This window comes from Burkholderia guangdongensis (genome assembly GCF_013403875.1).
GTDB lineage: Bacteria > Pseudomonadota > Gammaproteobacteria > Burkholderiales > Burkholderiaceae > Burkholderia > Burkholderia guangdongensis.
This window is the reverse complement of the sequence record NZ_JACBNX010000001.1, coordinates 529,684-552,306: the sequence shown is the minus strand read 5'-3', so window position 1 is coordinate 552,306 and position 22,623 is coordinate 529,684. Positions and strand designations below refer to the sequence as shown.

Below are 22,623 nucleotides of genomic sequence, written 5' to 3'. Positions count from 1 at the left end.
ACGATTCAAAAACTCGATGATACAACAACATTTGTTGTCATTGTGAGCGCAAACTCGCCCGGGCGATTCGCCACGCCCGAAACCAGAAAAAAATAGGAAGAATACGGACTGACCGACGTGTCAGGGCACGTACGCGCCCTTCGCATGCAGTGCCTGCTCGGCCATTTCGAGCTGCCGCACCGCGTCCGCGCCTTCCAGCGCGAGCAGATGCGCGACCAGGCTCTCCGCGATCGCGGTCGCGGCGACCAGCGACGGAAAGAACGACGGGCTGTCGTGAGAAAAGATCAGCGTGCTGTCGGCATTGAGCGCGATCGGCGACACCGCGCTGTCGGTGATCGCGATCAGCTTGCTGCCGCTTTCTTGCGCGGCTTCCGCGACACGCGCCGCCTCGACCGAATAAGGCGCGAAGCTGACGACAACCGTCGCGCTGCCGCGCTCGATCCCGCGAAGCTGCATCTCCAGCGTCCCGGCTTCGCCGGTCAGCAGCGACACCGACGAACGGAACAGCCGATATCCGTACACGAAGCCGAACGCGACCGGATAGCACGAGCGGAACCCGGCGACGTGCACGTGCGACGCGCGGCGCAGCAGGCGCGCGGCCTCGACGGTCGCGCGCACGTTGTGCGCGGCGGTTGCGTCGAGGTTGTGCTGGTGCGCGGCGAGCAGATCGCGCGCGAGCGCATCCTTCGCGCTTGCGTTGACGAGCGTGCGCGCGCGGCTCGTCAGCGGTTCCGGACGCGTGCGCACGCGCTGGACGAACAGGTCGCGCAACTCGTTCCAGCCGGGAAATCCCAGTTGCTGCGACAGGCGCACGAGCGACGCGGGTTGCACCTGCGCGCGCTCGGCAACCTTGCGCATCGACGATACAGCAACCTCGTCGGGATGGTCGAGCAGGAACGCCGCGCCGGCCTGGAATTGCGGGCTGAGCTCGGAAAAGCGTGTGCGGATCAGGGCCGCGAGCTGGTCGAAACTGTCAGGCATGCGAACGGTGGCGCGGGCGCCGGCGAGGATGGGCTGGGCTGAACGGGACGACAACGAATGTTATCACCGGGGCATCACTCCGGTTATTTAATCTATCGAATTAATTTCCCACGCCTTTTCATTCATACGGTAAGACGAAATTAAAATCTCAATAAAAACAAATACTTTTAAGGATTACAACACAAGATATTGCCAAAAAACAACACCGTATTTCAACGGATTGAGCGACAAATTAATCTCTGAGATTATTCGCGGCGACGTACCCTACCACGATCCCGACGGGTGCATCCGCACCCGTCGCAATGAAAATTGGAGGAGACATGAAGAAGCGTTATCTGGCCGCCATCGCGGCCGCAGCCACGGCACTGGCGAGCGGCGCGCATGCGCAGTCGTCCGTCACGCTCTACGGGATGGTGACGACCGACATCCAGTTCGTCAATCACGTACAAGGCACGAACAACGGCACGATCATCCCCGGCGCGTCGGGCCGGCAATTTCAGATGAACCCGGCCGGCATCGCCAGCTCCCGTTTCGGCTTGCGCGGCACGGAGGATCTGGGCGGCGGCTACTCCGCGTTCTTCACCCTCGAGAACCAGTTCAATCCGGACAACGGCGCGCTCGGCAACGGCGGCCTGCTGTTCGGCCGGCAGGCATTCGTCGGCCTTGGCAGCGGCAAGGGTACCCAGAAGCTCGAGTTCGGCCGGCAATACACGTCGATGTTCGTCGCGCTGGCGGATTACACCCCAACCTATTACTCGCCCGAGTTCGAGCCGGTCGTCGCGATGGCCGGCGCGAACTTCCGTGAGAACAACATGGCGAAGTACGAAGGCCAGTTCGGCCCGCTGTACGTGTCCGCGCACTGGTCGTTCGGCGGGCGCGCCGGGTCGGCCGCCGCGGGATCGGGCTATGGCGTCGGCCTGTCGTACTCTGGCGCGGCCTTCGGTGTCGGCCTGGGCTTCGACAACGTGAACGAGCTGAATGTGGCCGAGTTCGTCGGCGCGTCCGGCGGGAACACGTTCGCGAAGGACATGCGCGCGACCGTCGGGCTGCGCTATACGTTCGATTCGCTGAAGTTCGTGGCCGGCTACCGCTGGGGCAACACGCTCGCGCCGTCGTCGGGTTCGCCGCTGTACTCGCCGCACCAGGACGACATGTACTGGGCCGGCGTCACGTGGACCGCCACGCCGGCCGCGCGTTTCACGGTCGCGTACTACTACGACGACATCAAGCACGCGACTGTCAACGGCACACTCGTCAAGCCGAAGGGGCCGCAGCAATGGCTTGCGATCGCGGACTACAGCCTGTCGAAGGCGACCGACGTCTATGCGTCATTCATGTATTCGCGCTTCGCGTCGCTGAACTGGGACAACGTCGGTTATACGCCGAGCGGGCAGTCGGTGGGCTATTACCTGCCGTCGGGCGCGCAGACGTACTACATGACGCCGGGCTCGACCGGCCAGCTCGGCGCGTCGGTCGGTATCCGGCACGTGTTCTGAGTGTCCGGTTCCGTCGCCCCGCGACGGAACCGGATCAGGATCGGCGCGCGACTATAATCACGCGCACCTCTACGCCGATCAACGTGACTTACACCTTACCCACCACGCAAATCGCGGAGCTCGAGATCCGCAAGAGCCGCTTCATCGCGTACGCGATGCCGGTCGACGACCGCGGCGCGGCGATGCAGGCGCTGCAGCGCCTGCGCGACGAACACCCGGCCGCGACGCACGTCTGCTGGGCGCTGCTCGCGGGCGGGCAGTCGGGGATGTCGGACGACGGCGAGCCGTCCGGCACCGCGGGCCGGCCGATTCTCGAAGTGCTGCGGCATCACGATCTCGACGGCGTGCTCGGTGCCGTCGTGCGCTATTACGGCGGCGTGAAGCTCGGCGCGGGCGGCCTCGTGCGCGCGTACACGGACGCGATCGCCGCCGCGCTGATCGATGCCGAGCGCGTCGAGCGGATCGCGCTGACCCGCCTCGCGATCGAGATGAGCTATCCGGACGAGGCGCGCGTGCGGCGCTGGATCGAGCAGCAGGGGTATGAGCTCGTCGACAGCGCGTACGGCATGACGGTCAGGCTCGCGATTCGCCTGCCCGAGACCGCCGCCGACGCCGCGCGCGCGACGCTCGTCGACATCACGCAGGGGCGCGCGGGGTTTTCCGACTTCGACTGAGGCTGAGGCTGAGACTGACGGCGCCGGATCGAGTGAAACGAAGCGCGTCGAAGCACGCGCAAAAAGACGGCGGAACGGCCGACAGCGGCCGTCAGTTCAGATCGAAATCCGCCGGCGCCGCCGACTCGTCCGCGTATCGGAACACGTTCAGATCGTCGTATCGGATCGCCGGCGGCTTGCCCGAGATCAGGTCGGCGAGCAGTTGCCCCGAGCCGCACGACATCGTCCAGCCGAGCGTGCCGTGGCCGGTGTTCAGGAACAGGTTCGGCAACGCGGTGCGGCCGACGATCGGCGTGCCGTCCGGCGTCATCGGGCGCAGGCCGGTCCAGAACGTCGCCTTCGATGTGTCGCCGCCGCCCGGGAACAGATCGTTCACGCACATCTCGAGCGTCTCGCGGCGCGCTTCGCGCAATTCCTTGTTGAAGCCGACGATCTCCGCCATTCCGCCGACGCGGATGCGCTTGTCGAAGCGCGTGATCGCGATCTTGTACGTTTCGTCGAGCACGGTCGACACCGGCGCGCGCGCCTCGTCGGCGATCGGCGCGGTGATCGAGTAGCCCTTCAGCGGATAGACCGGGATCTTCGCGATACCGGACAGGAATTTCGTCGAGTACGAGCCGAACGCGACGACGAACGCATCCGCATGCACGAGCTTGCTGCCGTGCCGCGCGCCGACGACACGGCCGCCCTCGACAACGAGGCTGTCGATCACCGTGTCGTAGCGGAACGTCACGCCGAGCTCCGCGGCGAGTGCGGCGAGGCGCGTCGTGAACAGCTGGCAGTCGCCGGTTTCGTCGCCGGGCAGGCGCAGGCCGCCCGTCAGCTTGTGCGCCGTCGCCGCGAGCGCCGGCTCGGCGCGCGCGAGATCGGCCGGCATCAGTAGTTCGTACGGCACGTTCGCTTCCTTCAGCACCGCGATGTCCTTCGCGGCGCCGTCGAACTGCTGCTGCGTGCGGAACACCTGCAGCGTGCCGCCGGTGCGGCCTTCGTACTGGATACCGGTGTCGGCGCGCAGCGTCTGCAGGCAGTCGCGGCTGTATTCGGCGAGCCGGACCATGCGGCCCTTGTTCACCGCATAGCGCTCGGCCGTGCAGTTCTGCAACATCTGCCACATCCATTGAAGCTGGAACTGCTTGTCCGCATCGTCGGGGCGGATCGCCAGCGGCGCGTGCTTCTGGAACATCCACTTGACCGCTTTCAGCGGCACGCCGGGCGCGGCCCACGGGGCCTCGTAGCCAGGCGAGATCTGGCCGGCGTTCGCGAAGCTCGTTTCGAGCGCCGGGCCGGCCTCGCGATCGACGACGGTCACTTCATGCCCCGCGCGCGCCAGATAGTACGCGCACGTCACCCCGACGACACCGCTTCCCAATACAACGACTCGCATGGCTGCTCCCGTGCTGCGCCGCGCAACGCGCAAATGACGCAAAAAAGCCGATCGTCACACGCACCAAACTAGCCGATCAGTAGATATCCGGCACGATCATGCTCTCCGGCACCGGCCGGCGGATATAGTCCTCATGATGCACGCGCTGCGGCAGCTCGACCGGTTTGCGCGACACCTCCTGGTAAGGCACCTGGCTCAGCAGATGATGGATGCAGTTCAGGCGCGCGCGCTTCTTGTCGACCGCCTGCACGACCCACCACGGCGCCTCCGGGATATGCGTGCGCTGGAGCATCTCTTCCTTCGCCGCCGTATACGCCTCCCAGCGCCGCCGGCTCTCGAGGTCCATCGGGCTCAGCTTCCATTGCTTCAGCGGATCGTTGATGCGGTTCTGGAAGCGCACCTCCTGCTCCGAATCGGTGATCGAAAACCAGTACTTGAGGATCTGGATGCCGCTGCGCACGAGCATTTTCTCGAACTCGGGCACCGAGCGGAAGAATTCCTCGTATTCATCGTCGGAGCAGAAGCCCATCACGCGCTCGACGCCCGCGCGGTTGTACCAGCTCCGGTCGAACAGCACGATTTCGCCGCCCGCGGGCAGATGCGCGACGTAGCGCTGGAAATACCACTGCGTGCGCTCGCGATTGTTCGGCGCGGGCAGCGCGGCGACGCGGCACACGCGCGGATTCAGCCGCTGCGTGATCCGCTTGATCGCGCCGCCCTTGCCGGCCGCGTCGCGGCCTTCGAAGATCACGACGAGCCGGTGCCCGGTGTCGACGACCCAGTCCTGCAGCTTCACGAGCTCGCCCTGCAGCCGGAACAACTCCTGGAAATAGCGCTTGCGCGCCTCGCGCCGCTCCCGCGTGAACAGCAGGTCGTCGGACTCGAAGCGGCGATCGTCGAACTCCATCTCGAGTTCCTCGTCGTATGCGTCGACGAGATCCTCCTCGAGACGGCGCTGGCGCGTGTGCATCGATTCGCGGGTGTCGTGTTCGCTCATGGAGCCTCCTTCGATTCGCTCGCGCGGGCAAATGCGCTCCATTATCTCAGTCGGGGCGAGCGGCGATGTGACAACGTGATGACAGCGCGTCGGGTGTCATGCTTCGGAGCGTTTGAGGGTTTCCCAATGCCCCGTCTTGCACGGCGCTTTTCACTTCGACGGCGATCAATTCGCCGTCGCGGCCTGCTCCAGCACATCCACCGCCCATTGATTCAGGCTCACGCCACGCGCAGCCGCGGCGATCGACGCGGCTTCGTGGGTCTGCGGCGATACGCGCAGCGTGAATTTGCCGGAAAAGCGCTTGTGCGGATCGACATGCCGCCGCTCGCACTCCTCCAGGAAGATCCTCAGCGACAGCTCCCCCTCGCGATGCAGACCAGCGACGTCCATCGCGTAAAAGTCGGCTCCCCCGTTTAGGCCAACGAACTCACCTCGGAACATCTCCATTTCCGAATCGTAGGAAATCACGGCCTTCTGGCCGCCAATGTTCATGATGTTGATCACGGCTTCACCCCATTTTCCTCAAACCACTTCCGCAGCGATGCCACTGCGCCCTTGTCCATGTCGGGTGACGGGTGCGGCCGGTGCATCACAGTGACTTGCCCGAACAGGAAAATCGCCACGCGGGATCCTTCCCGCTCCTCGATCTCCGCGCCTAATTCGCCCATCAGCGCAACAGCATCCGTCCACTTGACACCCGCCGGCGTTGGACGAGAGAAGATCAGCCTGAGCGTCTTTTCGTGTTTGGATTTCATGCCGAGAACGATACCATTTTTTGACACCAATACCAATCCACCGACGACATACACAAGATCGCAACGATCTGCGAAGATAGCGCCCCTTCGTTTTCACGCAACACGGTTTTCCGTTTCGTTCGCCATGGCATCGCATCATGCACATCACGCGACCGGCTTCGCGGCCGGTCTGATCGCGGCGGTTCTCGTCGCGCAATCGGGCGCGGCCGGCCCGTGGCACGTGGGCTGCGCCGCCGCGTTCGTGGCCGGCGTCGCCGGCGGCACGGCGCCCGACTGGCTCGAAGTCGCGTGGTGGAGCCGCGCGCGCCGCCTGTGGATCACGCATCGCACAGTCACACACTGGGGCATCGGCTGGATCGCGATGCTCGCATTCGCATGGCACGCGCTCGCGCACCGCCCGTCTCCGCTGTGGGCCGCGCCGCTGCTCGGCTTCGCGTGCGGCGGCATCATGCACCTGCTCGCCGACTGGCCGAATCCGCTCGGCGTGCCGTGGATCTGGCGGCGTCATTCGCTGAAGCTATGGAAGAGCGGGCATTGCGATCTGATCGTCGTCGCGACCGCGTGGGCCGGCGCGCTGTGGTTCGCGCACGCGGCGTGGGGGCACATGCTGCCGTTCAGGTATTGGCTCGGGTGGTTGGCGAATGCGTAGGGTCTGTTCACGCCAATAACCGGCTTGCGCAGGCCCTGGGCGGCCGGTCCGCGGGCCAGTCCGCGCGATGCGCCGCAGACTTCGCCCGCCTCTGGCACACTGACGATTCCGATCGGCCTCTTCGCTCCGGCCCCTTCTCCGTTCCGATGGACGTCACCGTCACCCGCCCCGCCACCAGCGTGCTCGACGTGTTCCACCCGGCCGTCGCCGACTGGTTCCACCGCACGTTCGCCGCGCCGACCGGCGCGCAGGCGCTCGCGTGGCCGCTCATTCGCGCGGGCCGCTCGACGCTCGTCGCCGCGCCGACCGGCTCCGGCAAGACGCTGACCGCGTTCCTGTGCGCGATCGACGAACTCGTGCGCAACGCGCTCGCGCACGGCGGCACGCTGCCCGACGCGACGCTGACCGTCTACGTGTCGCCGCTGAAGGCGCTGTCGAACGACATCCACGTGAACCTCGATGCGCCGCTCGCCGGCATCTCCGAATCGCTCGCGCGGCTCGGCCTGCCGGTGCCCGCGATCCGCACCGCGGTACGCACCGGCGACACGACGCAGGCCGAGCGCGCGGCGCTGCGCAAGCGCGCGCCGCACATCCTCGTGACGACGCCCGAGTCGCTGTACGTGCTGCTGTCGTCGACGTCCGGACGCAACATGCTGTCGAGCGTGCGTTCGGTGATCGTCGACGAAATTCACGCGCTCGCGTCGGGCAAACGCGGCAGCCATCTCGCGCTGTCGCTCGAACGCCTCGACGCGCTCGTCGGCCGCGCGCTGCCGCGCATCGGGCTCTCCGCGACGCAGAAGCCGATCGACGCGGTCGCGCGCTTCCTGGTCGGCGGCCCGGCCGACGCGCCGCGCGACTGCGCGATCGTCGACACCGGCCACGCGCGCGAGCGCGATCTCGCGCTCGAATTGCCGCGCGTGCCGCTCGAGCCGGTGATGGCGACCGACGTCTGGGAGCAGGTGTACGACCGCATCGCCGAGCTCGCGGCCGCGCACCGGACGACGCTCGTGTTCGTGAACACGCGGCGCGTCGCCGAGCGCGTCGCGCGCCATCTCGCGGACCGCCTCGGCCGCGACGCGATCGCCGCGCATCACGGCAGTCTCGCGAAAGAGCACCGCCTCGACGCCGAGCAGCGGTTGAAGCGCGGCGAGCTGAAGCTGCTCGTCGCGACCGCGTCGCTGGAGCTCGGCATCGACATCGGCGACGTCGATCTCGTCGTGCAGGTCGGCTCGCCGCGCGGGATCGCGCCGTTCCTGCAGCGCGTCGGCCGCTCGGGCCACCACGTCGGCGGCGTGCCGAAGGGGCGGCTCTTTCCGCTGTCGCGCGACGAGCTCGTCGAATGCGCGGCGCTGCTCGACTGCGTGCGGCGCGGCGAGCTCGACACGCTGAAGATTCCCGACGCGCCGCTCGACGTGCTCGCGCAGCAGATCGTCGCCGAGGTCGCGTGCCGCGAGTGGGACGAGGACGCGCTTTACCGCCGCTTCACGTGCGCGTCGCCGTATGCGCGGCTGCCGCGCGAGCGCTTCGACGACGTGCTGAAGATGCTCGCCGAAGGCTTCAGCAGCCGGCGCGGCGTGCGCGCCGCGTATCTGCATCGCGACATCGTCGGCGGCACCGTGCGCGGACGGCGCAACGCGATGATGACCGCGACGACGTCCGGCGGCACGATCCCCGACACCGGCGACTACACGGTGCTGCTCGAGCCGCAGGGGATCCAGGTCGGCACGGTCAATGAGGATTTCGCGATCGAGAGCCTGGCCGGCGACGTGTTCCAGCTCGGCAACCAGTCGTACCGGATCATCCGGATCGAGACCGGCCGCGTGCGCGTCGAGGACGCGCGCGGCGAAGCGCCGAACATCCCGTTCTGGCTGGGCGAGGCGCCGGGGCGCAGCGACGAGCTGTCGGCCGCGGTCGGGCGGCTGTATGCGCAGGTCGACGCGCTGCTCGGCAATGGCCGCGCATCGGCAATCGGCGCGAATCCGGTCGGTGCGGGAACCGACGCGGCCGACGCGCCCACCCGCTCCGTCTCCACCGAACCCGCGAGCCGCGTCGCCCCCGTGTTGCGCTGGCTCACCGGCGAGCTCCGCCTGTCCGACAACGCCGCGCGCCAGATCGGCGACTACCTCGCGCGCGCCCGTGCGGCGCTCGGCACGCTGCCGACACACGACACGCTCGTGATGGAGCGCTTCTTCGACGAATCGGGCGGCACGCAGCTCGTGATCCATACGCCGTTCGGCAGCCGGATCAATCGCGCGTGGGGGCTCGCGCTGCGCAAGCGCTTCTGCCGCACGTTCAACTTCGAGCTGCAGGCGGCCGCGACCGACGACGCGATCATCCTGTCGCTGTCGCTCGCGCACAGCTTCCCGCTCGACGAGGTGTGGCGCTATCTGCGCGCGTCGAGCGCCGAGCACGTGCTGATCCAGGCGCTGCTCGACGCGCCGATGTTCGCGGTGCGCTGGCGCTGGAACGCGACGACGTCGCTCGCGCTGCCGCGCTTCACCGGCGGCAAGCGGACCGCGCCGCAGCTGCAGCGGATGAAGAGCGAGGATCTGCTCGCGACCGTGTTCCCCGATCAGGTCGCGTGCGCGGAAAACCTCGTCGGCGAGCGCGAGATTCCCGATCATCCGCTCGTCGCGCAGACGCTCGACGACTGCCTGCACGACGCGATGGACACCGACGGCTGGCTCGCGCTGCTGCGGCGGATCGAGGCCGGCGACGTGACGCTCGTCGCGCGCGACCTGCCCGCGCCGTCGCCGCTCGCGGCCGAGATCCTGAACGCGAAGCCGTATGCGTTCCTCGACGACGCGCCGCTCGAGGAACGCCGCACGCAGGCGGTGCTCGCGCGGCGCTACAGCGATCCGGCGTCGGCGGACGATCTGGGCGCGCTCGACGCGGACGCGATCGCCGCGGTGCGCGACGAGGCGTGGCCGCTCGTGCGCGACGCCGACGAGATGCACGACGCGCTGCTGACGCTCGCGTGCATCGCCGACGACGAGGCGCACGCTCACGACGGCTGGCACGCGTGGCTCGCCGAGCTGGCCGTGCGCCGCCGCGCGACGCGGTTCGTCTCAAAGGACGGCGCCGCGCTGTGGGTGCCGGTCGAGCGCGTGACGTGCGTCCGCGCGCTGCATCCGGATGCGCGCACGACGCCCGCGCTGAAAGTGCCGGACGCGTGCGCGACGCAGTGGGAAGCGGACGCGGCGCTGGTCGACGTGATCCGCGCGCGGCTGACCGGCTTCGGGCCGCTCGCGCTCGATGCGATCGCACGGCCGCTCGGCGTGCCGGCGGCGGCGGCATCGATCGCGCTCGCGGCGCTCGAGCGCGAAGGCTACGTGATGCGCGGCCGCTTCACGCCGGGCGCGGCCGCGGACGAATGGTGCGAGCGGCATCTGCTCGCGCGGATCCATCGCTATACGGTGAAGCGGCTGCGCCGCGAGATCGAGCCGGTCGAGCGCGCGGACTTCATGCGCTTCCTGCTGCACTGGCAGCGCCTGACGCCTGACACGCACGGCACCGGCCGCGACGCGCTCGTGGCTGTCGTCGAACAGCTCGAAGGGTTCGAGGCGGCGGCCGGCGCATGGGAAGACGCGCTGTTGCCCGCGCGGCTGACCGACTATATGGCGGGCGGGCTCGACGAGCTGTGCCGATCGGGCCGGCTCGTGTGGACGCGGATCGGCACGCCGGCGCGTGCGGCGGGCACGCCGGTCAAGACGACGCCGATCGTGCTGCTGCCGCGCCGCGATCTCGCCGCGTGGCAGGCACTGCGCGATCCGGACGCGCAGCCGGCATTGTCCGCGCGCGCGACGCAGGTGCGCGACGCGCTCGCCGCGCATGGCGCGATGTTCTTCGACGCGCTCGTCGACGCGCTGCATCTGCTGCCGGTCGAGCTCGAGCAGGCGCTCGGCGAGCTCGTATCGGCGGGGCTCGCGAACGCGGACAGCTTCGCGGGACTGCGCGCGCTGCTGCGTCCGGCGGTGAAGCGCAGCGCGACGTACGCGCCGCGCACGCGGCGCGGCGGCGCGCTGATCGGCGGGATGGACGACGCGGGCCGCTGGGCACTCGTGCAGCGGCCCGCGGCACCGGCCGCCGTCGATGCGCCGACGTCGCGACGCGGGCCGCCGGCCACCGATCCGGACGCGCTCGAGCATGTCGCGTGGACGCTGCTGCGCCGCTACGGCGTCGTGTTCTGGCGCCTGCTGGAACGCGAGGCGGACTGGCTGCCGAGCTGGCGCGAGCTCGCGCGCGTGCTGCAGCGGCTGGAAGCGCGCGGCGAGATTCGCGGCGGACGTTTCGTCGCGGGGCTCGCGGGCGAACAGTTCGCGCTGCCGGAAGCGATTCCGGTGCTGCGCGAGATGCGCCGGCAGCCGGGCGACGGGCAGTTCGTCTGCGTGAGCGGCGCGGACCCGCTGAATCTCGCGGGCACGCTGCTGTCCGGCGACAAGGTGCCCGCGCTCGCCGGCAATCGCGTGCTGTTCCGCGACGGCGTGCCGGTCGCGTCGCTCGTCGCGGGGGAGTTTCGTTACTCGGCGGATCTGTCGGCCGCCGAGCGGGAAGATGCAAGGGTGAGGCTTGCGCGGCGGCGGTGAGTGTCCCGGGCAGCTAGCGCTTTGCGGCGGCGAGATAGACCGCGTCGCGGTCGCGCCGGCCGACCGCGACGACGATGACGATCACCTCCGCGTCGCGAACCTCGTAGACAAGACGAAATCCGCTACTGCGCAACTTGATTTTGTAGCGGTCGGCATGCCCGTGGAGCTTGGCCGCAGGCACGCGCGGATGGTCGAGGCGTTCGAGCAGTTTGGCCTTGAACTGGTCCCGAACGGGGCGGTCGAGCTTCTTCCACTCTTTCAGCGCCGATTCGAGAAAACCGAGTTCAAAGCGCATCCGGGCTGACCTTCACGACCTTCTCGCCCGCTCGCGTATCGGCAATCACGTTGTCTTCGATGTCTTCGAGGCGTTCGAGCAGCGCCTCCCACGCCTTCGCCGGCACGCAGTAGAAGGCCGGCTCGTTCCGGTTCAGGATCGCCACCGGAAAACCGTCTCCCGCCGCAACCGTCCCCATCGGGTTCTTTTTCAGCTCGGAAACGCTCGCGGTGACATTGGCAAGGATTCTATGCGGCATGGCGACTCCTTCATCGATCAGGCGGCTATTCTACTCCATTTCAGTACGATTAAAAGCACATTCAATAGCACCCTTAAAAGCACTATTAAAAGGACTCATCAGTTTAGCCTGACGCACGTGATGGCTACCCTCACTCGGCCCCCGACTCACGCATCGTCCGCCGCCGCCCCCTTGCCTTCTTCGCCATGCGCCCAGCCAGCCTCTCCCGCGCAATCTCCCTGACCGCGTCGATCAGCGTGCGCGCGACCGGCGACGGCTGCGCGTCGGTGCGCAGAATCAGCCCGACCGGCTCGTCGGTGCTCGCGGCCGGCAGCGGCACGCGCGCGAGCGCGCCATCCGCGAGATCGGCCTCGGCCGCATAAAGCGGCACGAACCAGACCGCGTCGTTTTGCAGCGCGAGCGCGCGCGCGACCGACACCGACAGCACCTCGACGAACGAATCGAGCGGCGGCGCGCCGCACGCGCCGAGCAGCTGCTCGGCCGACTGGCGGATCATCGTGCCGTAAGGCGGCAGCACCACCGGATGCCGCGCAAGCTCGGCGGCCGGCGCGGCGCTCGCGAGCAGCGGATGCCCGGCGCGCACGACCGCGACGAGCGGCTCGCTGTACAACTGCTCGAACGCGAGGCCGACCATTCGCTCCGGCTCCGACAGCCGCCCGATCGCACATTCGATCGCGCCCGCTTTCAGCTTTTCGAGCAGCTCCGCGTTCGACGCGGTCGCGAGCCGCACGACGACGCGCGGCCATTGCGCGGCAAGCGCCTTCATCACCGGCGGCGCGAGCGACGCGGCGACGGTCGGCAGCATCCCGATCTCGAGCGTCGCGGCCGCGCCGCCGCTCTCGTGCGCGAGCAGCCCGACGCCCTGCCGCAGCGCGAGCACGCACGCACTCGCATGCGGGATGAACAGCTGCCCTTCGCGGGTCGGCTGCGCGCCGTGCCGGCCGCGCTCGAACAGCTTCACGCCGAGGATCGCCTCGAGCTCGGCGATCGTCTTCGACACGGCCGGCTGCGTGATCGACAGGCTTTCGGCCGCCTTCTGCACCGCGCCGAACTGCGCGACCGCCAGAAAGCACTGCAGATGCCGGAATTTCACCCGGCCGTCGGGGATACGATTTTGCATAACGGTCCGTTATACGATTCGCGATAAAACATCATTTTGCATAACTTTCCGGATTGTCTAAAGTGCTGTTCATCCGATCCCGGACACCACGAGGAGACACTGAATGGATTCGCCCACGATCCTCACGCCGCGCGACTGGCCGTCGCACCCGGCCTACATCCATCCCGACTACCGTTCGTCCGTGAAGCGCGGCCCGACGAAGCCGCTGATTCCGCTGAAGGAAAAGCTGCGCGATCAGTACGTGCCCGTCTACGGCACCGACGATCTCGGCGCGCTCGATCACGACCTGACGAAGAACGCGGTGAAGAACGGCGAGCCGCTCGGCGAGCGCATCGTCGTCACGGGCCGCGTGCTCGACGAAGGCGGCAAGCCGGTGCGCAACACGCTCGTCGAGGTCTGGCAGGCGAACGCCGCGGGCCGCTACGTGCACAAGACCGACCAGCACGACGCGCCGCTCGACCCGAATTTCCTCGGCGCGGGCCGCTGCATCACCGACGGCGAAGGCCGCTATCGCTTTCTGACGATCAAGCCCGGCGCGTATCCGTGGGGCAACCATCCGAACGCGTGGCGCCCGAACCACATCCATTTCTCGCTGTTCGGCGACTATTTCGGCTCGCGCCTCGTCACGCAGATGTACTTCCCGGGCGATCCGCTGCTCGCCTACGACCCGATCTTCCAGGGCACGCCTGAACAAGCGCGCGATCGCCTGATCTCGCGCTTCTCGATGGACATTACCGAAGAAGGCTACGCGCTCGGCTACGAATTCGACATCGTGCTGCGCGGCCGCGACGCCACCCCGATGGAGCGCTGAGCGATGACGACGCTGAAACAAACCCCCTCGCAGACGGTCGGCCCGTACTTCGCGTACGGCCTCTGCCCGCAGCAGTACAACTACGATCTGAAGAGCCTGTTTTCGCCGACGATCGCGGCGCCCGAAGCGGCCGGCGAGCACGTGCTGATCATCGGTCAGGTGTTCGACGGCGACGGCCAGGTCGTCGGCGACGCGGTGCTCGAGTTCACGCAAGCCGACAGCACGGGCCACTATCCGGCCTCGCGCGACGAGATCGCGAAAACCGGCTTCAACGGCTTCGCCCGCGTGGGTACCGGCACCGACGCGCAGCAGCGCTTCGTCGTCGAGACGGTCAAGCCCGGCAAGATTTCGCCGGAAGACGCGCCGCACGTCAACGTGACGGTGATGCTGCGCGGGATTCTCTCGCATGCGTTCACGCGCGTGTACTTCGACGACGAAGCCGCCGCGAACGCGGCCGATCCGGTGCTGAACGCGGTGCCGGCCGAGCGTCGCGCGACGCTCGTCGCGAAGCGCGTCGCGCAGGCGGGCGCCCGCCCGATCTACCGCTTCGACATCCGGATGCAGGGCGCGGACGAAACGGTGTTCTTCGACGTGTGACCGGAAGCCGGCGCCTGCCGGCTTCCGTCCCCGCTTCAGTCTCTCATTGCGCGCGACGACGGCTTCGGCTGAGTCGCGCGCGGTCGTTTACGTTCTTGTTTACGTCCCTTCACGGCCGTTCGTACCAGATGTTTCTCTTGCTTTTTATACGCATTCGCCTATGCTAAACGCGGCCAATCCTTCACATTGAATCACGCAGAGAATCAATTGACGCCGGCAGCGGGAACCCTACCGGTCCGCGTGCCGTCGCCGAACCGAGTGCCTTTCAGCGCGCTAGCCAAGCGATTCGGCAGCGCGCATTTTTTTTGTGCCGTCGCATACGACGCCCGTCACCGCAGCATGAACGACATCGCCGACAGGCTGTTCAGCGTGCGCACCACGTACTCGACCGACTCCCCGCCGAAACGCAGCGTGACCGCATCGACGCGCTCGAGCGTCGGCAGCACCGCGAACAGGTCCGCGAACGCGGCCGTCTGCACGCGCAGCGTGCAGGTCGCGGGCGCCGGCCGGTGCGACTCCGCACGCATACCAGCCGCCCACGCGCGCTCGACCGTCTCGCGCGCGGCCGCCAGGATCCGCGCGCACGCGGCCGCCGGCGTCAGCGTGTCGCCGGTCGATGCGCCGCCGGCCGTCTTCACCGTCTCGAAATGCGCGTCCGGGAAAAGCGGCCGCGTCTCCTGCGCGAACACGTCGTCGCCGGACGCGAGCGCGACGTGCGCGCCATGCTCGCGCGCGAGCGCGCCGTAGAGCCCCGCCTCGCCGACTTCGACGCCGTTCAGCCAGACCTGCGTGAACGCGCTGCTGTTGATCGTGTGGGCGAGCACGCCGCGCGTCTGCGACTTCGCGTGGTAGCCGATCATGAACACCAGATCGGGCCGCGCTTCGAGCCCCGCCATCATCCCGAGCACGCGCGGCTTGCCGAGAATCACGCGCGCGCGCGCGTCGAGCGCGTCGGGCAGCAGGTTCCGGAAGCCGCCGTGCGAATCGTTGACCCAGACCGCCTGCGCGCCGCCCGCGAACGCGCCTTCGATCGCCGCGTTCGCCTCGGCGGTCATCCAGCGCCGCGCGCGCTCGTACTCGGGATTGCCGGCGCGCACCTGCTCGGCGGCAAACACGCCGGCGACGCCTTCGATGTCGGTCGAGATGAGGATTTTCATGGGCGAGAGGGAGAGCCTTCCGCGAGAACGCGGTCGAGATCGGGGATCGCGTCGCGCAGCGCGCGGCGCACGTGGCCGTCGCGGCCCGCGACCGTGACGGCGGACATCAACGCGTCGACGATCGCCTGCTCGACGCCGTCGGCCGCCGCCTGGAACAGCGGATCGAGCGTCGCGTCCGCGAGCAGCGCGGACAACGCGACGGTGCGCGCGTCGTGTGCAATCGTGTACGCGGTCGAGAACGCGAGCGCGATGTCACCGCTGCCGTGGCCATACACCGACCCGGTGCGCGCGAGCCCCGCCGCCGCGCGGCGTGCGAGCCGGGCAAGCTGGCGCGCGTCGAGCGGCGCGTCGGTCGCCAGCAGCATGATGATCGAGCCCTGCTCGGGCGGCGGCGCAACCACCGCCGAGGCAGTCGAAGCAGTCGAAGCAGTCGAAGCAGTCGAAGCAGCCAAGGCAGCCGCCGCGGCCGAAGCAGCGTCGCGTCCGGCGACCATCCGCCCGACCGGCACGCCGCCGAGCGTCAGCATCGGCAGCCGTCCGAAGTTCGCGAGCACGAGCGTGCCGACCGTATATGGCCGCCCCGCCGCGACCGCGACGCGCGACGCCGAGCCGATCCCGCCCTTCAGGTCGAAGCACGACATCCCGCGCCCGGCGCCGACCGCGCCGCGCACGACGTCGCGCGACGCGTCGCGCAGCGCGGCCGCGTAATGATCGGCGGTCGCCGCGAACGCGTGGAGGTCGTTCAGATAGCCGTCGTTGCACTCGAACACGAGCGGATTCACGGTCGGCCAGTCGCGGCCGATCGACGGATTCGCGGCGATCGCCGCGCGAATCTGCGCCTCGCCGATCGCGCCGACCGCGAACGTGTTCGTCAGCGCGATCGGCGTGTCGAGCACGCCGAGCTCGTCGACCTGCACGAGCCCGACGCTCTTGCCGAAACCGTTGATCACCGCCGCGCCGGCCGGCACCTTGCTGCGATACACGTCGCCCGGATGCGGCTTCACGACCGTCACGCCGGTCTGCACCGGCCCGTCGTCGAGCGTGCAGTGCCCGACCGTCACGCCGGGCACGTCGGCGATCGTGCCGCGCGGCCCGGCCGGCAGCGCGCCGCAGCGCAGCGCCGCGTCGAACGTCGCGCCCGTCATCAGCGCCGCTCCAGCTTCGGGTCGAGCGCGTCGCGCAGCCCGTCGCCGAGCAGGTTGAACGCGAGCACGGTCAGGAAGATCGCGAGGCTCGGGAAGATCGCGATATGCGGCGCGGTCACCATGTCCGCGCGCGCCTCGTTCAGCATCGCGCCCCACTCGGGCGTCGGCGGCTGCGCGCCGAGGCCCAGGAACGACAGGCTCGCGGCGGTGATGATCGACGTGCCGATCCGCATCGTGAAGTACACGACGATCGACGACACCGTGCCCGGCAGAATGTGCCGCGTGAGGATCGTCCAGTCGGACGCGCCGATGCTGCGCGCGGCCTCGACATAGGTCATGTGCTTCAGCGACAGCGTGTTGCCGCGCACGAGCCGCGCGAACGCCGGAATGCTGAAGATCGCGACCGCGCAGATCACGTTGATCATCCCGTTGCCGAGGATCGCGACGACGCCGATCGCGAGCAGGATCCCGGGGAACGCGAACAGCACGTCGGCGATGCGCATCGTGATCCGGTCCCACCAGCCTTCGTAGTAGCCGGCGAGCAGCCCGAAGAACGTGCCGATCAGCGCGCCGAGCGCGACCGAGAAGAAGCCGGCCGCGAGCGAGATCCGCGTGCCGGCGACGATCCGGCTGAAGATGTCGCGGCCGAGCGCGTCGACGCCGAACCAGTGCGCGGCCGACGGCGGCGCGTTCAGCGCGTCGTAGTCGAAATAGTTCTCCGGGTCGTACGGCACGATGTGCGGGCCGACGAACGCGAGCACGACGAGCACGACCACGAACGCGGCCGCGACGAGCGCGACGTGCTGCTTGCGGAACTTGCGCCAGAATTCGCGCCACGGCGTGCGGATCGGCGCCGATGCGGGCGGAGCGGCGGGCGCGGAAGGAACGGTCGCGTTCATGCGGGCCTCTTTGTCACGTTCACTGAAAACTGCGCTGAAAACTGCACTGAAAACTGCGCGGAAAACGTCACTGGAAATTTCACTTGAAACGGATGGTCGGGTTGATCACCGCGTACAGCACGTCGACGATCAGGTTGATCAGCACGAACTCGAGCGAGAACAGCAGCACGATCGCCTGGATCACCGGGTAGTCGCGCATCGTCACCGAATCGACGAGCAGGCGCCCGAGCCCCGGCCAGTTGAACACCGCCTCGACGACGATCGAGCCGCCGAGCAGGAAGCCGAACTGCAGCCCCATCATCGTCACGACGGGGATCATCGCGTTGCGCAGGCAGTGCTTGAGCACGACCATCGGCTCGTGCACGCCCTTCGCGCGCGCGGTGCGCACGAAATCCTCGTTCAGCACCTCGACGAACGACGCGCGCGTGAAGCGCGCCATCACCGCGGCCACCGCCGCGCCGAGCGTCAGCGACGGCAGCACGTAGCTCTTCCACGTGCCGTCCGGCACGACCGGCAGCCAGCCGAGCTTCACCGAGAAGATCTCCATCAGCAGCATCCCGAGCGCGAACGCGGGAAACGAGATGCCGGACACCGCGAGCGTCATCCCGATCCGGTCCGGCCAGCGGTTGCGCCACACCGCCGACGCGATCCCGATCCCCATCCCGAACAGCGTCGACCAGACCATGCTGTCGAGCGTCAGCCACAGCGTCGGCATGAAACGCTCGCCGATTTCGGTCGTGACCGGCCGCTTGCTGCGCGTCGACTTGCCGAAGTCGCCGTGCGTCATCCGCAGAAAGAAGTTCGTGAACTGCGTCGGCAGCGGCTTGTCGAGGCCGAGGTCCGCGCGCACGAGCGCGACGGTCGCGTCGTCGGCCTCGGGGCCCGCCGCGAGCCGCGCCGGATCGCCCGGCAGCAGGTGCACGAACAGGAACACGAGCACCGCGACGATCGCGAGCGTCGGCAGCAGACCGAACAGGCGTTTGACGATGAAATTCAGCATAGGGCACCCACCGGGACGGCGCGCCGGCGGAAGCTTCCCGTCGGCGCTGGAGCGCGCGAGAAGCACGCTGACGAACGCACTTACAAGCGCGCCCGCAAACGTGCTTATGACCGCGCTTACTTCACCGAGATATCGTCGAAATTGAAATTGCCATCCGGCATCACGTACATCCCGTGCAGACGCTTGCTGCGCGCGTAGACGATCTTCTCCTGTTCGAGAAAGATCCACGGCGCGTCGCTCCAGACCTGCTTCTGCGCGTCCGCGTAGAGGGCGGTCTTCTTCGCGCGGTCGGTCGTCTGGAGGGCCTTCGCCAGATCGTCGTCGACCTGGCTGTTCTTGTAGTACGCGGTGTTGTACAGCTTCGGCGGAAACGACGCCGACGAGACGAGCGGCGACAGCGCCCAGTTCGCCTCGCCGGTCGACGCCGACCAGCCGCTGTAGTACATCCGCACCGGCGCGGTCGCCGGATCCGGCGCGCTCTCGACCTTCGCGACGCGCTCGCCCGCCTCCAGCGCCTGCACCTGCACCTTCACGCCGACCTGCGCGAGCTGCTGCTGAACGAACTGGATCAGCTTCTGCGCGGTCGTGTGGTTGTACGCGGACCACAGCGTCGAATCGAAGCCGTTCGGATAGCCGGCCTCCTTCAGCAACGCGCGCGCCTTCGCCGGGTCATACGGCCAGGGCCCGAGCTTCGCCGCGAAGTCGATGCCGACCGGCGCGACGCCCGTCGCCGGCGTCGCATAGCCCGCGAACACGACCTTCGCGAGCGCCTCCTTGTTGATCGCGTAGTTGAGCGCCTGGCGCACCTTCGGATTGTCGAACGGCTTCTGCTGCGTGTTCAGCGAGATATAGCGCTCGATGATCGACGGCGCCTCGATCAGATCGACCTTCGGATTGCCCTTCAGGTCCGCCGCCTGCTCGAACGGAATCGTGAACGCGAAATCCGCCTCGCCGGTCTTGATCAGCGCGGCGCGCGTGTTGTTGTCGACGACGGGCTTCCAGTCGATCGAATCGACCTTCGGATAACCCTTCTTCCAGTAGCCGGCGAACTTCTTCACCTTCATGTCGTCGGTCTGCTTCCACTCGACGAACTCGAACGGCCCGGTGCCGACCGGATGCAGCGAAATGTCATGCCCCCACTTCTTCAGCGCGGCGGGCGAGATCATCACCGCGGACGGATGCGCGAGCGTGTTGATGAACGCCGAGAACGGCTCGCGCAGCGTGATCTTCACCGTGTACGGATCGACGACCTCGGTCTTCTCGATGATGCGGAACAGGCCGGCGCGCTTGAGCTTGCTCGCCGGATCGGTCACGCGATCGAAGTTCGCCTTCACCGCTTCGGCGTTGAAGTCGGTGCCATCCTGGAACTTCACGCCGTGACGCAGGTGGATCGTGTAGACCTTCGCGTCGGGCGACGCTTCATAGCCGGTCGCGAGCACGTTGACGAGCTTCATGTCCTTGTCGAAGCCGAACAGCCCCTCGTAGAACGACTTGACGACCGCCTGCGACAACGTGTCGTTCGCGTCGTACGGATCCATCGTCGTGAACGTCGAGTACACGGCCACCACCACGTTCTGCTGCGCGTACGCGGGCAGCGCGGCCGACAGCGCGAACGCGCTGGCGCCCGCGACGATCAGCGCGCGCGGACGGAACATCGGGAACGAATGCGGCTTGTTCATTGTGCTTGGCTCCTGTGAAGGATTCGATACCGCGTGAGAAGACGGGCGCAGCGACGACGCCCGCTCGGGAAAGAATCGCCGGTTCCTGGCTTTCGCGCAGCTGCGGTCCATCGCCGCACCTCGCGCGTCAGTACGCGCCGCCGACGCGATGCGTGGCGACGTAGTGATCGGGCCCGACCGCGACGAGCGGCGCGACGACGGGCTCGTCGCCGAGCGCGCGGATCGGGCTCGGGATCTCGTCCGCCGCGAGCTGGCGCGGCGCGTGGCGGCGCGCCGGATCGGCGACCGGCACCGCGCTCATCAGCTTCTTCGTATAGGGATGCCGCGGCGCCTCGAACACGGCGCGGCGCGGGCCGATCTCGACGATCTGGCCGAGATACATCACCGCGACGCGATGGCTGACGCGCTCGACGACCGCCATGTCGTGCGAGATGAACAGATACGCGACGCCGAGCTCGCGCTGCAGGTCGAGCATCAGGTTCACGATCTGCGCCTGCACCGACACGTCGAGCGCCGACACCGACTCGTCCGCGATCACGACCTTCGGGTTCAGCGCGAGTGCGCGCGCGATCGCGATCCGCTGGCGCTGGCCGCCGGAGAACTCGTGCGGATAGCGGTTCGCCGCGTCGGCGGGCAGGCCGACCTTGTCGAGCAGCCAGTCGACGCGCGCCTGAGCGGTCTTGCCGCTCGCGACGCCGTGCACGAGCAGCGGCTCCATGATCGAGAAGCCGACCGTCAGGCGCGGGTTCAGCGACGCGAACGGATCCTGGAAGATGAACTGGATGTTCCGGCGCAGCGCCTGCAGCTCGTGGCCCTTCAACGCGCTGATGTCGCGGCCGTCGAACTCGATCGAGCCGCTCTGCGATTCGACGAGCCGCAGCAGCGAGCGGCCGGTCGTCGACTTCCCGCAGCCGGACTCGCCGACGAGCGCGAGCGTCTCGCCCGCGCGCAGCTCGAAGCTCACTCGCTCGACCGCGTGCACGTATTGCGACACGCGGCCGAAGAAGCCGCTTTTCACCGGGAAGCGCGTGATGAGGTCGCGCACGCGCAGGATCGGCCGCGCATCGGGATCGACGCTCGGCTGCGCGATGGGCTCGATCGGCACGGCGGCCGCGGCGGGAGCGGCGGGAGCGGCGGGAGCGGCGGGAGCGTCCTCCGCGACGGCGGCGGCGGGCGTTTCGGCGGCCGTGGGGGCCGTGCCCGCGGCCCCTCCTTCGACCCTCAGCAGCGGAAACTTCGCCGGCAAATCGGTGCCGTTCATCGAGCCGAGCCGCGGCACCGCCGCGAGCAGCGCGCGCGTGTAGCGATGCGTGGGCGCCGCGAAGATCGTGTCGGACGGCCCTTCCTCGACCTTCTCGCCGCGATACATCACGAGCACGCGATCGGCGACCTCGGCGACGACGCCCATGTCGTGCGTGATGAAGATCACGCCCATGTTCATCTCGTCCTGCAGCCCGCGAATCAGTTGCAGGATCTGCGCCTGGATCGTCACGTCGAGCGCGGTGGTCGGCTCGTCGGCGATCAACAGCGCGGGCCGGCACGACAGCGCCATCGCGATCATCACGCGCTGGCGCATCCCGCCGGACAGTTGATGCGGATGGCGCGCGAACACGCGGCGCGCCTCCGGAATTCGCACGAGATCGAGCAGCCGCAGCGTCTCCGCGCGCGCGGCCGACGCGCTCTTCGACTGGTGCAGCGCGATCGCCTCGCTGATCTGGTCGCCGACGGTGAACACCGGGTTCAGCGACGTCATCGGCTCCTGGAAGATCATCGCGATGTCGGCGCCGCGCACGGTGCGCATCGTCGCGGACGACGCGCGCGCGAGATCGACGAGCGCGCCACCGCGCCGCCGGAACGTCATCCGGCCGCTCGTGATCGCGCCGCCGCCGTGCTCGACGAGCCGCATCAGCGCGAGCGACGTGACCGACTTGCCGGAGCCCGACTCGCCGACGATCGCGAGCGTCTCGCCGCGATCGACGTGGAACGACACGCCGCGCACCGCGTCGAACGCGCCGCCTTCGCGGCGAAAGGCGACGGACAGATCGTCGACCGCGATCACGCGCGAATCGGGCAGCGAGTCGGGCAGCGAGTCGGGCAGCGAATCAGCCAGTGAATCGGGCAGGCCCCGGTCGGACGGCGTTCGGCTCGAAGTCATGCGTG

General features: G+C 68.2%; 20 protein-coding genes. 6 read left to right on the top strand and 14 right to left on the bottom strand.

Annotated elements, in window-relative coordinates; translation table 11 throughout:
* Nucleotides 1–120: 120 nt before the first annotated feature.
* The gene (locus HZI36_RS02390) at nt 121–981 is read right to left on the bottom strand and encodes a MurR/RpiR family transcriptional regulator (protein ID WP_179400991.1); all 861 of its coding nucleotides are present in this window, start codon (nt 979–981) and stop codon (nt 121–123) included.
* 320 nt (nt 982–1,301) lie between these two features.
* Between HZI36_RS02390 and HZI36_RS02385 the strand changes: the two genes are divergently transcribed.
* Together HZI36_RS02385 and HZI36_RS02380 are read left to right on the top strand one after the other, a co-directional pair.
* Nucleotides 1,302–2,477, top strand: a complete 1,176-nt coding sequence (locus tag HZI36_RS02385; RefSeq protein WP_179400990.1) for a porin — start codon at nt 1,302–1,304, stop codon at nt 2,475–2,477.
* Between the two features lie 83 nt (nt 2,478–2,560).
* Nucleotides 2,561–3,151: a YigZ family protein gene (locus tag HZI36_RS02380; RefSeq protein ID WP_179400989.1), complete on the top strand. Its 591-nt coding sequence runs from the start codon at nt 2,561–2,563 to the stop codon at nt 3,149–3,151.
* A gap of 91 nt (nt 3,152–3,242) precedes the next feature.
* On the opposite strand, the gene HZI36_RS02375 is transcribed toward HZI36_RS02380, so the two are convergent.
* The 4 genes from HZI36_RS02375 to HZI36_RS02360 form a co-directional block, all read right to left on the bottom strand.
* Nucleotides 3,243–4,535, bottom strand: coding sequence for a D-amino acid dehydrogenase (locus HZI36_RS02375; protein WP_179400988.1), 1,293 nt, complete (start codon nt 4,533–4,535; stop codon nt 3,243–3,245).
* A gap of 76 nt (nt 4,536–4,611) precedes the next feature.
* Nucleotides 4,612–5,532 (bottom strand): polyphosphate kinase 2, encoded by a 921-nt coding sequence (gene ppk2, locus HZI36_RS02370; RefSeq protein WP_179400987.1) that lies wholly within the window; start codon nt 5,530–5,532, stop codon nt 4,612–4,614.
* Between the two features lie 165 nt (nt 5,533–5,697).
* On the bottom strand, nt 5,698–6,036 hold the full coding sequence (locus tag HZI36_RS02365; RefSeq protein ID WP_179400986.1) for a toxin-antitoxin system HicB family antitoxin: 339 nt from the start codon (nt 6,034–6,036) through the stop codon (nt 5,698–5,700).
* Nucleotides 6,033–6,287 carry a type II toxin-antitoxin system HicA family toxin gene (locus HZI36_RS02360; RefSeq protein WP_179400985.1) on the bottom strand — a complete coding sequence of 85 codons (255 nt, stop codon included), beginning with the start codon at nt 6,285–6,287 and terminating at the stop codon, nt 6,033–6,035. The genes HZI36_RS02365 and HZI36_RS02360 overlap by 4 nt, the downstream gene beginning before the upstream one ends.
* 124 nt (nt 6,288–6,411) lie before the next feature.
* Between HZI36_RS02360 and HZI36_RS02355 the strand changes: the two genes are divergently transcribed.
* Both HZI36_RS02355 and HZI36_RS02350 read left to right on the top strand, forming a co-directional pair.
* Complete coding sequence (locus HZI36_RS02355; protein ID WP_179400984.1) at nt 6,412–6,936, top strand: metal-dependent hydrolase; 525 nt, start codon at nt 6,412–6,414, stop codon at nt 6,934–6,936.
* A gap of 146 nt (nt 6,937–7,082) precedes the next feature.
* Nucleotides 7,083–11,522 (top strand): DEAD/DEAH box helicase, encoded by a 4,440-nt coding sequence (locus HZI36_RS02350; RefSeq protein WP_179400983.1) that lies wholly within the window; start codon nt 7,083–7,085, stop codon nt 11,520–11,522.
* Between the two features lie 13 nt (nt 11,523–11,535).
* On the opposite strand, the gene HZI36_RS02345 is transcribed toward HZI36_RS02350, so the two are convergent.
* The 3 genes from HZI36_RS02345 to pcaQ all read right to left on the bottom strand — a co-directional run bounded on the left by HZI36_RS02345 (nt 11,536) and on the right by pcaQ (nt 13,175).
* The gene (locus HZI36_RS02345) at nt 11,536–11,817 is read right to left on the bottom strand and encodes a type II toxin-antitoxin system RelE family toxin (protein WP_179400982.1); all 282 of its coding nucleotides are present in this window, start codon (nt 11,815–11,817) and stop codon (nt 11,536–11,538) included.
* Nucleotides 11,807–12,055: a type II toxin-antitoxin system Phd/YefM family antitoxin gene (locus HZI36_RS02340; protein WP_179400981.1), complete on the bottom strand. Its 249-nt coding sequence runs from the start codon at nt 12,053–12,055 to the stop codon at nt 11,807–11,809. The genes HZI36_RS02345 and HZI36_RS02340 overlap by 11 nt, the downstream gene beginning before the upstream one ends.
* A 130-nt stretch (nt 12,056–12,185) precedes the next feature.
* Nucleotides 12,186–13,175, bottom strand: a complete 990-nt coding sequence (pcaQ, locus tag HZI36_RS02335; RefSeq protein ID WP_179400980.1) for a pca operon transcription factor PcaQ — start codon at nt 13,173–13,175, stop codon at nt 12,186–12,188.
* A 103-nt stretch (nt 13,176–13,278) separates the two neighbouring features.
* Between pcaQ and pcaH the strand changes: the two genes are divergently transcribed.
* Nucleotides 13,279–13,986, top strand: a complete 708-nt coding sequence (gene pcaH, locus HZI36_RS02330; protein WP_179400979.1) for a protocatechuate 3,4-dioxygenase subunit beta — start codon at nt 13,279–13,281, stop codon at nt 13,984–13,986.
* Between the two features lie 3 nt (nt 13,987–13,989).
* Nucleotides 13,990–14,583: a protocatechuate 3,4-dioxygenase subunit alpha gene (gene pcaG / locus HZI36_RS02325; protein WP_179400978.1), complete on the top strand. Its 594-nt coding sequence runs from the start codon at nt 13,990–13,992 to the stop codon at nt 14,581–14,583.
* 329 nt (nt 14,584–14,912) lie between these two features.
* Here the strand turns inward: pcaG and HZI36_RS02320 are convergent, their stop codons facing one another.
* The 6 genes from HZI36_RS02320 to HZI36_RS02295 form a co-directional block, all read right to left on the bottom strand.
* Nucleotides 14,913–15,740 (bottom strand): M55 family metallopeptidase, encoded by an 828-nt coding sequence (locus tag HZI36_RS02320; RefSeq protein ID WP_179400977.1) that lies wholly within the window; start codon nt 15,738–15,740, stop codon nt 14,913–14,915.
* Nucleotides 15,737–16,885, bottom strand: coding sequence for a P1 family peptidase (locus tag HZI36_RS02315; protein WP_179400976.1), 1,149 nt, complete (start codon nt 16,883–16,885; stop codon nt 15,737–15,739). The genes HZI36_RS02320 and HZI36_RS02315 overlap by 4 nt, the downstream gene beginning before the upstream one ends.
* Nucleotides 16,885–17,784: a glutathione ABC transporter permease GsiD gene (gene gsiD, locus HZI36_RS02310; protein WP_179400975.1), complete on the bottom strand. Its 900-nt coding sequence runs from the start codon at nt 17,782–17,784 to the stop codon at nt 16,885–16,887. The genes HZI36_RS02315 and gsiD overlap by 1 nt, the downstream gene beginning before the upstream one ends.
* A gap of 79 nt (nt 17,785–17,863) precedes the next feature.
* The gene (gene gsiC, locus HZI36_RS02305; protein ID WP_179400974.1) at nt 17,864–18,784 is read right to left on the bottom strand and encodes a glutathione ABC transporter permease GsiC; all 921 of its coding nucleotides are present in this window, start codon (nt 18,782–18,784) and stop codon (nt 17,864–17,866) included.
* A gap of 116 nt (nt 18,785–18,900) precedes the next feature.
* Nucleotides 18,901–20,463 (bottom strand): glutathione ABC transporter substrate-binding protein GsiB, encoded by a 1,563-nt coding sequence (gene gsiB / locus HZI36_RS02300; protein ID WP_179400973.1) that lies wholly within the window; start codon nt 20,461–20,463, stop codon nt 18,901–18,903.
* A gap of 127 nt (nt 20,464–20,590) precedes the next feature.
* Nucleotides 20,591–22,618, bottom strand: coding sequence for a dipeptide ABC transporter ATP-binding protein (locus HZI36_RS02295; RefSeq protein WP_246326931.1), 2,028 nt, complete (start codon nt 22,616–22,618; stop codon nt 20,591–20,593).
* Nucleotides 22,619–22,623 lie beyond the last annotated feature (5 nt).

Coding starts and splice junctions, on each gene's coding strand:
- HZI36_RS02390 (WP_179400991.1), bottom strand. CDS start 981: ATGCCTGACAGTTTCGACCAGCTCGCGGCCCTGATCCGCACACGCTTT.
- HZI36_RS02385 (WP_179400990.1), top strand. CDS start 1,302: ATGAAGAAGCGTTATCTGGCCGCCATCGCGGCCGCAGCCACGGCACTG.
- HZI36_RS02375 (WP_179400988.1), bottom strand. CDS start 4,535: ATGCGAGTCGTTGTATTGGGAAGCGGTGTCGTCGGGGTGACGTGCGCG.
- ppk2 (WP_179400987.1), bottom strand. CDS start 5,532: ATGAGCGAACACGACACCCGCGAATCGATGCACACGCGCCAGCGCCGT.
- HZI36_RS02360 (WP_179400985.1), bottom strand. CDS start 6,287: ATGAAATCCAAACACGAAAAGACGCTCAGGCTGATCTTCTCTCGTCCA.
- HZI36_RS02355 (WP_179400984.1), top strand. CDS start 6,412: ATGGCATCGCATCATGCACATCACGCGACCGGCTTCGCGGCCGGTCTG.
- HZI36_RS02350 (WP_179400983.1), top strand. CDS start 7,083: ATGGACGTCACCGTCACCCGCCCCGCCACCAGCGTGCTCGACGTGTTC.
- HZI36_RS02345 (WP_179400982.1), bottom strand. CDS start 11,817: ATGCGCTTTGAACTCGGTTTTCTCGAATCGGCGCTGAAAGAGTGGAAG.
- HZI36_RS02340 (WP_179400981.1), bottom strand. CDS start 12,055: ATGCCGCATAGAATCCTTGCCAATGTCACCGCGAGCGTTTCCGAGCTG.
- pcaQ (WP_179400980.1), bottom strand. CDS start 13,175: ATGCAAAATCGTATCCCCGACGGCCGGGTGAAATTCCGGCATCTGCAG.
- pcaH (WP_179400979.1), top strand. CDS start 13,279: ATGGATTCGCCCACGATCCTCACGCCGCGCGACTGGCCGTCGCACCCG.
- pcaG (WP_179400978.1), top strand. CDS start 13,990: ATGACGACGCTGAAACAAACCCCCTCGCAGACGGTCGGCCCGTACTTC.
- HZI36_RS02320 (WP_179400977.1), bottom strand. CDS start 15,740: ATGAAAATCCTCATCTCGACCGACATCGAAGGCGTCGCCGGCGTGTTT.
- HZI36_RS02315 (WP_179400976.1), bottom strand. CDS start 16,885: ATGACGGGCGCGACGTTCGACGCGGCGCTGCGCTGCGGCGCGCTGCCG.
- gsiD (WP_179400975.1), bottom strand. CDS start 17,784: ATGAACGCGACCGTTCCTTCCGCGCCCGCCGCTCCGCCCGCATCGGCG.
- gsiC (WP_179400974.1), bottom strand. CDS start 18,784: ATGCTGAATTTCATCGTCAAACGCCTGTTCGGTCTGCTGCCGACGCTC.
- gsiB (WP_179400973.1), bottom strand. CDS start 20,463: ATGAACAAGCCGCATTCGTTCCCGATGTTCCGTCCGCGCGCGCTGATC.
- HZI36_RS02295 (WP_246326931.1), bottom strand. CDS start 22,618: ATGACTTCGAGCCGAACGCCGTCCGACCGGGGCCTGCCCGATTCACTG.